The organism is Streptococcus orisratti DSM 15617 (assembly GCF_000380105.1).
GTDB classification, from domain to species: domain Bacteria; phylum Bacillota; class Bacilli; order Lactobacillales; family Streptococcaceae; genus Streptococcus; species Streptococcus orisratti.
In genome coordinates, this window is record NZ_KB904457.1 from 41939 (window position 1) to 50359 (window position 8421).

The window sequence follows — 8421 nt, forward strand, 5'->3', positions numbered from 1 at the left end:
ATGCTAAATAAATACATCGATCATACCTTGTTAAAGCCTGACAGTACTCAGGAACAAATTGATAAACTTATTGCAGAGGCCGTTGAATATGGGTTCGCCAGTGTTTGTGTCAATCCTACTTGGGTAGCTCATTCAGCCAAGGCACTTAAAGATTCAGATGTTAATGTTTGTACAGTGATTGGTTTTCCTTTAGGAGCAAACACAAGTGCAACAAAGGCATTCGAAACAAAAAATGCTGTTGCAAATGGTGCTGATGAGATTGATATGGTTATCAATATTGGTGCTTTAAAATCTGGTGATTACCAACTAGTTGAAGATGATATTCGTGCTGTTGTTGAAGCCAGCGGGGAAAAGTTAGTAAAAGTCATCATTGAGGCATGTCTGTTGACAGAACAGGAAAAAGTAAAAGCATGCCAGTTGTCTGTTGCTGCTGGTGCTGATTATGTTAAGACATCAACTGGTTTTTCTACACACGGTGCGACTGTTGCGGATGTGACTTTGATGCGTCAAACTGTCGGACCAAATATTGGTGTCAAGGCGGCTGGTGGAGCACGCTCTTTTGCAGATGCTCAGGCTTTTATTAAAGCAGGTGCTACTCGTATCGGAACTTCAGCTGGTGTTGCAATAGTTTCGGGAGAAGTTGCTGATGGCGGATACTAATCTCGTAGACTTGGCTATAAAAGCCAGTCAAAAAGCCTATGTTCCTTATTCGCATTTTCCTATTGGCGCTGCAGTTAGAACTAAGGAAGGTAAGGTATTTACTGGTTGCAATATTGAGAATGCTAGTTTTGGTTTGACAAACTGTGGAGAGCGAACAGCTATTTTTAAAGCAGTCTCTGAAGGATTCACAGAATTTGACGAAATTGCCATTTATGGAACGAGTGAGGAGCCTATTTCACCTTGTGGGGCTTGCCGTCAAGTGATGGCTGAGTTTTTCGAACCCAGTGCTCAAGTTACCTTGATTTCAAAAAGTGGCAAGACACTAGTGACGACAGTCCAGGATTTACTTCCCTATTCTTTTACAAATTTGAACTAATTTTGTGAGGATTATTAATTTGTTATTTTAGCCATAAGGCTTGATAAATATTTTTTTGCAACTTAGTTGCGATAAGTTTTTTAGGAGGGTTCAGTTACATGAACAAGAAAATTGTTGGATTCGGTTTGGCTTCAGTTGCAGTTCTTGGACTTGCAGCATGTGGAAACCGTGGAGCATCTAAATCAGACAGTAGCAATGCTAAAACTGATTTGAAAGTAGCTATGGTTACTGATACTGGTGGTGTTGATGATAAATCATTTAACCAGTCAGCTTGGGAAGGACTTCAAGCTTGGGGGAAAGAAAATGGTCTCTCAAAAGGCCAAGGGTTTGATTACTTCCAATCAACAAGCGAATCAGATTATGCAACTAACCTTGATACAGCTGTTTCAAGTGGCTACAAATTAGTCTTTGGTATCGGTTTTGCTCTTCATGATGCTGTAGAAAAAGCAGCAGGTGATAATGCTGATACTAATTATGTCATTATTGATGATACAATCAGCGGTAAGGATAATGTTGCCAGCGTGACATTTGCGGATAATGAATCTGGCTACCTTGCTGGTATTGCAGCAGCTAAGTCAACAAAAACAAAAATTGTAGGTTTTGTTGGTGGTATGGAATCAGAAGTTATTACACGTTTCCGTGCTGGATTTGAAGCTGGGGTTAAGTCAGTAGATGATTCAATTAAAGTGAAAGTGGATTATGCTGGTTCGTTTGGTGATGCTGCTAAAGGTAAAACGATTGCTGCTACACAATATGCTGCTGGTGCCGATATTATCTACCAAGTTGCAGGCGGAACTGGTGCAGGTGTCTTTTCAGAAGCTAAATCAGAAAATGAATCTCGTAACGAATCTGATAAAGTTTGGGTAATCGGTGTTGACCGTGACCAATCTGCTGAAGGAAATTATACTTCTAAAGATGGAAAAAAATCAAACTTTGTTTTAGCTTCAACAATTAAAGAAGTTGGTAAAGCAGTACAACTTATCTCAAATAAAACTGCTAAAGGTAAATTCCCAGGTGGCGAGATAACAACTTATGGTCTGAAAGATAAGGGGGTAGATATTGCTACAACTAATCTATCAGATGATGCTGTTGCCGCTATCAAAGAAGCAAAAGAAAAAATCATCTCAGGCGATCTTAAGGTTCCTGAAAAATAATCTTTAAAAGGGCGACCTTAATCGGTTGTCTCTTTTTTGGGGCTGGGGTTTTTATACCTCAGTAAAACTCATCAAGGATGATGAGTTTTACTGAATTATAAAGATTTTTTCTGAAAGGGAGAACCACATGACACAAAATGTCATTGAAATGAAGGAAATTACCAAAAAGTTTGGTGATTTCGTTGCGAATGATCACATTAATTTGACTGTTCGTAAAGGTGAAATTCACGCCTTGCTTGGTGAAAATGGTGCTGNTAAGTCAACATTGATGAATATGTTGGCGGGGCTTTTAGAGCCAACCAGTGGTGAAATTGTGATCAATGGACAAGTAGTTAAAATTGACTCACCTTCCAAATCGTCACAACTTGGAATTGGTATGGTGCACCAGCATTTTATGCTTGTGGAAGCCTTTACGGTTGCAGAAAATATTATTCTGGGAAATGAAGTTGTCAAAAAAGGTGTTCTTGATTTAAAAAAAGCTTCTCAGGACATCCTCGACTTGTCTCACAAATATGGTCTTGCGGTTGACCCTGACGCTAAGGTGGCGGATATCTCTGTTGGAGCTCAACAACGTGCTGAAATCTTAAAAACTCTCTACCGTGGGGCAGATATTTTAATTTTTGATGAACCGACTGCTGTTTTAACACCATCTGAAATTCATGAACTGATGGAAATTATGAAGCATCTTGTCAAAGAAGGGAAATCTATTATTTTGATTACTCACAAATTAGACGAGATACGTGCTGTTGCAGATCGCGTTACCGTTATCCGTCGTGGTAAGAGTATTGAGACAGTAGATGTAGCAGGAGCAACATCACAAGAACTAGCAGAAATGATGGTCGGACACTCCGTTTCCTTTACTACAGATAAAGAAGCATCGAAACCAAAAGATGTTGTTCTCTCCATTAAGGATTTGATTGTTAATGAGAATCGTGGTATTTCAGCTGTTAAAAATCTTTCTCTGGAGGTCAGAGGGGGAGAAATTGTTGGGATAGCTGGAATTGATGGTAATGGTCAGAGTGAGCTTGTACAGGCCATTACAGGACTTCGAAAAGTCAAAGCTGGTTCTATTACGATTAAAGGACAAGATGTCACGAAACTTTCAAGCCGTAAAATTACAGAATTGAGTGTTGGGCATGTCCCTGAAGACCGCCATCGCGATGGATTGGTTTTAGAAATGACCATGGCTGAAAATTTAGCTCTTCAGACTTACTACAAAGAACCTATGAGCAAAAATGGAATTTTGAACTTTTCCCATATCAATGAGTATGCTCGTAAATTGATGAAAGAATTTGACGTACGCGGAGCTGGTGAATTTGTTCTTGCTAAAGGTTTTTCAGGTGGTAATCAACAAAAAGCGATTATCGCTCGTGAAATCGATCGTGACCCTGATTTACTTATCGTTAGTCAGCCAACGCGCGGGCTTGATGTGGGAGCAATCGAGTATATTCACAAGCGTCTCATTGAAGAACGTGATAGAGGAAAGGCTGTTTTGGTAGTCAGTTTTGAACTTGACGAAATCTTAAACTTGTCCGACCGTATTGCTGTTATTCACGATGGTAAAATTCAAGGCATCGTAACACCAGCTGAAACAAATAAACAAGAACTTGGTATTTTGATGGCTGGTGGAAAAATTGAAAAAGGAGGAGAGTAATGTCTAAACGAACACAACAAATTGCGGTTCCTCTAATTTCAGTTTTACTAGGAATCGTGTTAGGAGCTATCATCATGCTCATTTTTGGATATGATCCAATTTGGGGCTATGAAGGATTGTTTCAAACAGCTTTTGGGAATATCAAGAATATCGGTGAAATTTTTCGTGCTATGGCACCTCTAATCTTAGTGGCTCTTGGTTTCTCTGTTGCCAGCCGTGCAGGTTTCTTTAATGTTGGTTTACCAGGTCAAGCTTTGGCAGGTTGGATTGCTGCTGGTTGGTTTGCATTGTCACATCCAGACATGCCACGTCCCTTGATGATTTTATGTACGATTGTAATTGCTGCTCTTGCTGGAGGAATTGCTGGTGCGATTCCAGGAGTTCTTCGTGCTTATCTTGGGACCAGTGAAGTCATTGTAACTATTATGATGAACTATATTATTCTTTACTCTGGTAACGCAGTCATTCAAAATCTCTTTTCTAAGAATATCATGCGTACTACAGATTCTAGTATTTATGTTGGTGCAAATGCTTCTTACCAAACGGAATGGTTATCAGCTCTGACAAATAATTCTCGGATTAATATTGGTATTTTCATAGCTTTCATTGGTGTAGCGATTATCTGGTTCTTGCTTAATAAAACAACACTTGGATTTGAAATTCGCTCAGTTGGTTTGAATCCACATGCTAGTGAGTATGCAGGAATGTCTGCTAAGCGCACCATCATCTTGTCAATGATTATCTCTGGTGCCTTTGCGGGTCTTGGGGGTGTCGTTGAAGGACTCGGAACTTTCCAAAATGTCTTTGTTCAATCAAGTTCTATTTCAATAGGTTTTGACGGTATGGCGGTCAGCTTGCTTGCAGCTAATAATCCAATTGGTATTCTATTTGCAGCCTTCTTATTTGCTGTTTTGAGTGTTGGTGCACCAGGGATGAACATTGCAGGAATTCCGCCTGAACTGATTAAGGTTGTGACTGCTTCAATTATCTTCTTTGTTGGTATTCACTACATTATTGAGCATTTCTTAAAACCAAGAAAACAAGAGAAAGGTGGTAAATAAGATGAGTTTAACAACGATTTTAGCGCTGATGGTCTCATCCATGTTGATTTACGCAACACCACTTATCTTTACAAGTATCGGCGGAACCTTCTCCGAACGAGGCGGCATTGTTAATGTCGGTTTGGAGGGAATTATGGTTATGGGAGCTTTTTCAGGAGTTGTTTTCAATCTAGAATTTGCATCAACATTTGGGAAAGCAACGCCTTGGTTGGCTGTATTGGTTGGTGGAATTGTCGGAATTTTATTTTCTATTATTCATGCTGCAGCAACGATTAATTTCCGTGCAGATCATGTCATCAGTGGAACGGTGCTTAACTTAATGGCCCCATCGCTCGCTGTATTTCTGACAAAAGTTTTGTATAATAAAGGGCAGACAGATAATATTCAAGAGTCTTTCGGAAAATTTAATTTTCCACTTTTGTCAGATATTCCTATCATTGGGCAAATTTTCTTTAAAAACACGAGTATTCTTGGCTATATTGCTATTTTAGTAGCCTTTGTCTCTTGGTTTGTCCTTTTTAAGACACGCTTTGGACTTCGTCTGCGTTCGGTCGGGGAACATCCACAAGCAGCGGATACACTTGGGATTAACGTTTATTTAATGCGTTACCTAGGTGTCATGATTTCAGGTTTCCTTGGTGGTATGGGTGGTGCTATCTATGCTCAGTCTATCTCGGTTAACTTTGCTGTAACAACTATACTTGGACCTGGATTTATTGCTCTTGCAGCTATGATTTTTGGTAAATGGAATCCAATCGGTGCCATGTTAGCTAGTCTATTCTTTGGGCTATCGCAGTCTTTAGCTGTCATTGGTGGACAATTACCACTTTTATCTTCTATTCCCAAAGTCTATTTACAAATTGCACCGTACGTGTTAACAGTCGTTGTACTTGCGGTATTCTTTGGACAAGCTGTGGCACCAAAGGCTGACGGTGTTAATTATATTAAATCTAAATAATGATTTGATTTTCCTTTAGATAATATAAATAGAGAGTTGATCTGCAACTCTCTATTTTATATACAATTGTTGATTTTTTACAAAAATTTCTGAAACATTTGCAAATTTCTTCAATTTTTTGAGATCTTCTGGATGAGCAACAAAAGTGATAACCGCACCAGCCTTGCCCATACGTCCAGTACGTCCAGCTCTATGAGTGTAAGTTTCAATATCTCGTGCAATATCAAAGTTGATAACATATTCTAGGTTATCGATATCGATTCCTCGTGCAACGAGGTCAGTTGCTAATAGTAAAGCTAATTCATGGTTTTTAAATTTTTCTAAAATAATCTTTCGGAATTTTACATTAACGTCACTGGCCAAGGAAATAGCAGATGCGTGATTGAATTGTAGACGTTCTTCACTAGCTCCTAAATCAGAAAGGTTATTAAAAAAAACAAGACCTCGAAAACCTGGAATATTAGCTAATTTACGCAAGAGTTCAACTCGGTTACGTTTGTCAATTGTGATATAATAATGACTAATTGTATCAAGTGCTGAACCAGACAAGTCAAATCTCAGTGTATTTTCAGCTAGTAGAGAACTGTCAACCTTATTAGTCGCACTCATGTAAATCATTTGATGGTTACGTGGTACGTAGTTGATGATTTTACTAACAAAATGATATTGCGATTCACTCAAAAGTTCATCAAACTCATCTAAAACGATAGTATCAATAGCCATCATTTTAATTTTTTTTAATTTAATCAATTCAAAAACACGACCTGGAGTTCCAATGAGAATTTCAGGGCCTTTTTTGAGACGCTCAATTTGACGTTTTTGGCTTGAACCAGAGAGAAATAGCTGAGCAGTCAATCCTAATGGCTCTGCCCATTCTTTAGAAACTTCAAATATTTGGCCAGCTAGCTCAGTGTTTGGAGCGAGAATTAGCAACTGTTGAGACTTTTTAGGCTTTAGTTTGAGGAGACTTGGGAGAAGATAGGCTAAAGTTTTCCCTGTTCCTGTAGGACTAATGCCTAGCACATTGTCCCCTTGGGAAATAGGTTCAAATACCTTACGTTGAATATCGGTTAGTTGTGTGAAGTCAAGCTTAGCCATTTTTTCCTGCCAAGCCTTTGGAAATGTTGAAATCATAGTTTTCCTTATCTTTTTGCTTATTTCCTTTTATTATAGCATGAAATTTGGTAAAATAAACAGAAAGACTTTTTAAAACTGGAGTAACAAATGCGAAATAAACCAATTATTATCGGTGTTACGGGTGGTTCTGGTGGTGGAAAAACCAGTGTTTCTCAGGCCATTCTAGCTAATTTTCCTGATGAAAAAATTGCAATGATTGAACACGATTCTTATTATAAGGATCAAAGTCATTTGTCATTTGAAGAACGAATTAAAACGAATTATGACCATCCTCTGGCTTTCGATACGGATTTTATGATTGAACAACTTAAAGAGCTTATTGCTGGTCGCCCAGTGGATATTCCTATCTACGATTACACTCAGCACACAAGGAGCAATAAGACGTATCGTCAAGAGCCTCAAGATGTTTTTATTATCGAGGGCATATTGGTCATGGAGGATGAACGTCTTAGGAATCTCATGGATATTAAACTATTTGTTGATACTGATGATGATATTAGAATTATTCGTCGTATTAAGCGCGATATGGTTGAACGAGGCCGTAGTCTTGATAGCATTATTGAGCAATATATAAATGTTGTGAAACCAATGTATCATCAATTTATTGAGCCAACTAAGCGTTATGCTGACATTGTTATTCCAGAGGGAGTCAGTAATGTTGTTGCCATTGACTTAATTAACACCAAGGTAGCCAGCATTCTGAAAGCATGGTAAATGTCATGTGCAACTTAGCCAATGTGCAAAAACTTCCTTGAAAATCTGCATCCAATATTTTCTTAGAATAGTTGTTTATCCAATTTTCAATGAATGCGACTTGTTGTTGAGGCGCATTTTTTGCTTTCCTTTAAATAGATTTTCTGTGTAAAGTTAGCTGAGTAAATTCATTCAAAGCCTAGTGTTAACAGTCTTCCCTAATTGTCAAGACACTACAAAGGTCAATTTGCTCGCTAACACAAACTGACCTTAGATACTATTTTAACAATTTCCAATATATCACAGAATGATAGAGACACATTCGTACTCTTCGACAATCAAGTTTCGCTCAAAGATTTTTTCAAATTACTGATTCTGACGCCACGTATATTCCAGAAAACTAAAATCAGAGTAATCAATAACATCAATTTGACAATAATTATAGTTAATTGAAACAGGAGCAGGACAAAAGTGCCTCAAGAAAAGTATCGCAATTTGGCAATACTTTTCTGAGGTGTTTTTTGATTTGAGCCCATGTTTTCTCAATGGGATTATACTCAGGTGAGTAAGGAGGAAGTGGTAAAAGTCTATGCCCCTGCTCCTTGCATAACTCTTTTAGCTTACTCATCCTATGAAACCTTGCATTGTCCATAATGATAACAGCTGGTTTATCTAAAGTGGGGAGTAAGAATGTTTTGAACCAAGCCTCGAAAAAGTCACTAGTCATA

The 8421-nt window shown here is 38.3% G+C and carries 9 protein-coding genes; 7 read left to right on the forward strand and 2 right to left on the reverse strand.

All coding sequences use genetic code 11. The features are described 5' to 3' along the window. From deoC to A3I7_RS0103605, 6 genes are all read left to right on the forward strand, one after another. Entirely contained in the window at positions 1 to 660 is a 660-nt protein-coding gene (deoC, locus tag A3I7_RS0103580; RefSeq protein WP_018375413.1) for a deoxyribose-phosphate aldolase, read from the forward strand. Continuing rightward, the gene (locus A3I7_RS0103585) at positions 647 to 1036 is read left to right on the forward strand and encodes a cytidine deaminase (protein WP_018375414.1); all 390 of its coding nucleotides are present in this window, start codon (positions 647 to 649) and stop codon (positions 1034 to 1036) included. Before deoC ends, A3I7_RS0103585 begins: the two co-directional genes overlap by 14 nt. A gap of 98 nt (positions 1037 to 1134) precedes the next feature. Further along, positions 1135 to 2190, forward strand: coding sequence for a BMP family lipoprotein (locus tag A3I7_RS0103590; RefSeq protein ID WP_018375415.1), 1056 nt, complete (start codon positions 1135 to 1137; stop codon positions 2188 to 2190). 127 nt (positions 2191 to 2317) lie between these two features. After that, positions 2318 to 3844 carry an ABC transporter ATP-binding protein gene (locus A3I7_RS0103595; RefSeq protein ID WP_018375416.1) on the forward strand — a complete coding sequence of 509 codons (1527 nt, stop codon included), beginning with the start codon at positions 2318 to 2320 and terminating at the stop codon, positions 3842 to 3844. Next, positions 3844 to 4905 (forward strand): ABC transporter permease, encoded by a 1062-nt coding sequence (locus tag A3I7_RS0103600; RefSeq protein WP_018375417.1) that lies wholly within the window; start codon positions 3844 to 3846, stop codon positions 4903 to 4905. Before A3I7_RS0103595 ends, A3I7_RS0103600 begins: the two co-directional genes overlap by 1 nt. Position 4906: 1 nt before the next feature. Next, positions 4907 to 5863, forward strand: a complete 957-nt coding sequence (locus A3I7_RS0103605) for an ABC transporter permease (protein WP_018375418.1) — start codon at positions 4907 to 4909, stop codon at positions 5861 to 5863. Positions 5864 to 5914: 51 nt separating this feature from the next. Here A3I7_RS0103605 and A3I7_RS0103610 read toward each other — a convergent pair whose 3' ends face one another. Beyond that, positions 5915 to 6997, reverse strand: coding sequence for a DEAD/DEAH box helicase (locus tag A3I7_RS0103610; RefSeq protein WP_018375419.1), 1083 nt, complete (start codon positions 6995 to 6997; stop codon positions 5915 to 5917). A 90-nt stretch (positions 6998 to 7087) separates the two neighbouring features. Between A3I7_RS0103610 and udk the strand changes: the two genes are divergently transcribed. Next, the gene (udk, locus tag A3I7_RS0103615) at positions 7088 to 7714 is read left to right on the forward strand and encodes a uridine kinase (protein WP_018375420.1); all 627 of its coding nucleotides are present in this window, start codon (positions 7088 to 7090) and stop codon (positions 7712 to 7714) included. Between the two features lie 424 nt (positions 7715 to 8138). Here udk and A3I7_RS0103620 read toward each other — a convergent pair. Then, the coding region (locus A3I7_RS0103620) for an IS630 family transposase (RefSeq protein WP_018375421.1) at positions 8139 to 8421 on the reverse strand (283 nt) is incomplete at its 5' end.

What these genes read in the sequence shown, in the direction of transcription:
- deoC (WP_018375413.1), top strand. Translation starts at nt 1, where the DNA reads ATGCTAAATAAATACATCGATCATACCTTGTTAAAGCCTGACAGTACT.
- A3I7_RS0103585 (WP_018375414.1), top strand. Translation starts at nt 647, where the DNA reads ATGGCGGATACTAATCTCGTAGACTTGGCTATAAAAGCCAGTCAAAAA.
- A3I7_RS0103590 (WP_018375415.1), top strand. Translation starts at nt 1,135, where the DNA reads ATGAACAAGAAAATTGTTGGATTCGGTTTGGCTTCAGTTGCAGTTCTT.
- A3I7_RS0103600 (WP_018375417.1), top strand. Translation starts at nt 3,844, where the DNA reads ATGTCTAAACGAACACAACAAATTGCGGTTCCTCTAATTTCAGTTTTA.
- A3I7_RS0103605 (WP_018375418.1), top strand. Translation starts at nt 4,907, where the DNA reads ATGAGTTTAACAACGATTTTAGCGCTGATGGTCTCATCCATGTTGATT.
- A3I7_RS0103610 (WP_018375419.1), bottom strand. Translation starts at nt 6,997, where the DNA reads ATGATTTCAACATTTCCAAAGGCTTGGCAGGAAAAAATGGCTAAGCTT.
- udk (WP_018375420.1), top strand. Translation starts at nt 7,088, where the DNA reads ATGCGAAATAAACCAATTATTATCGGTGTTACGGGTGGTTCTGGTGGT.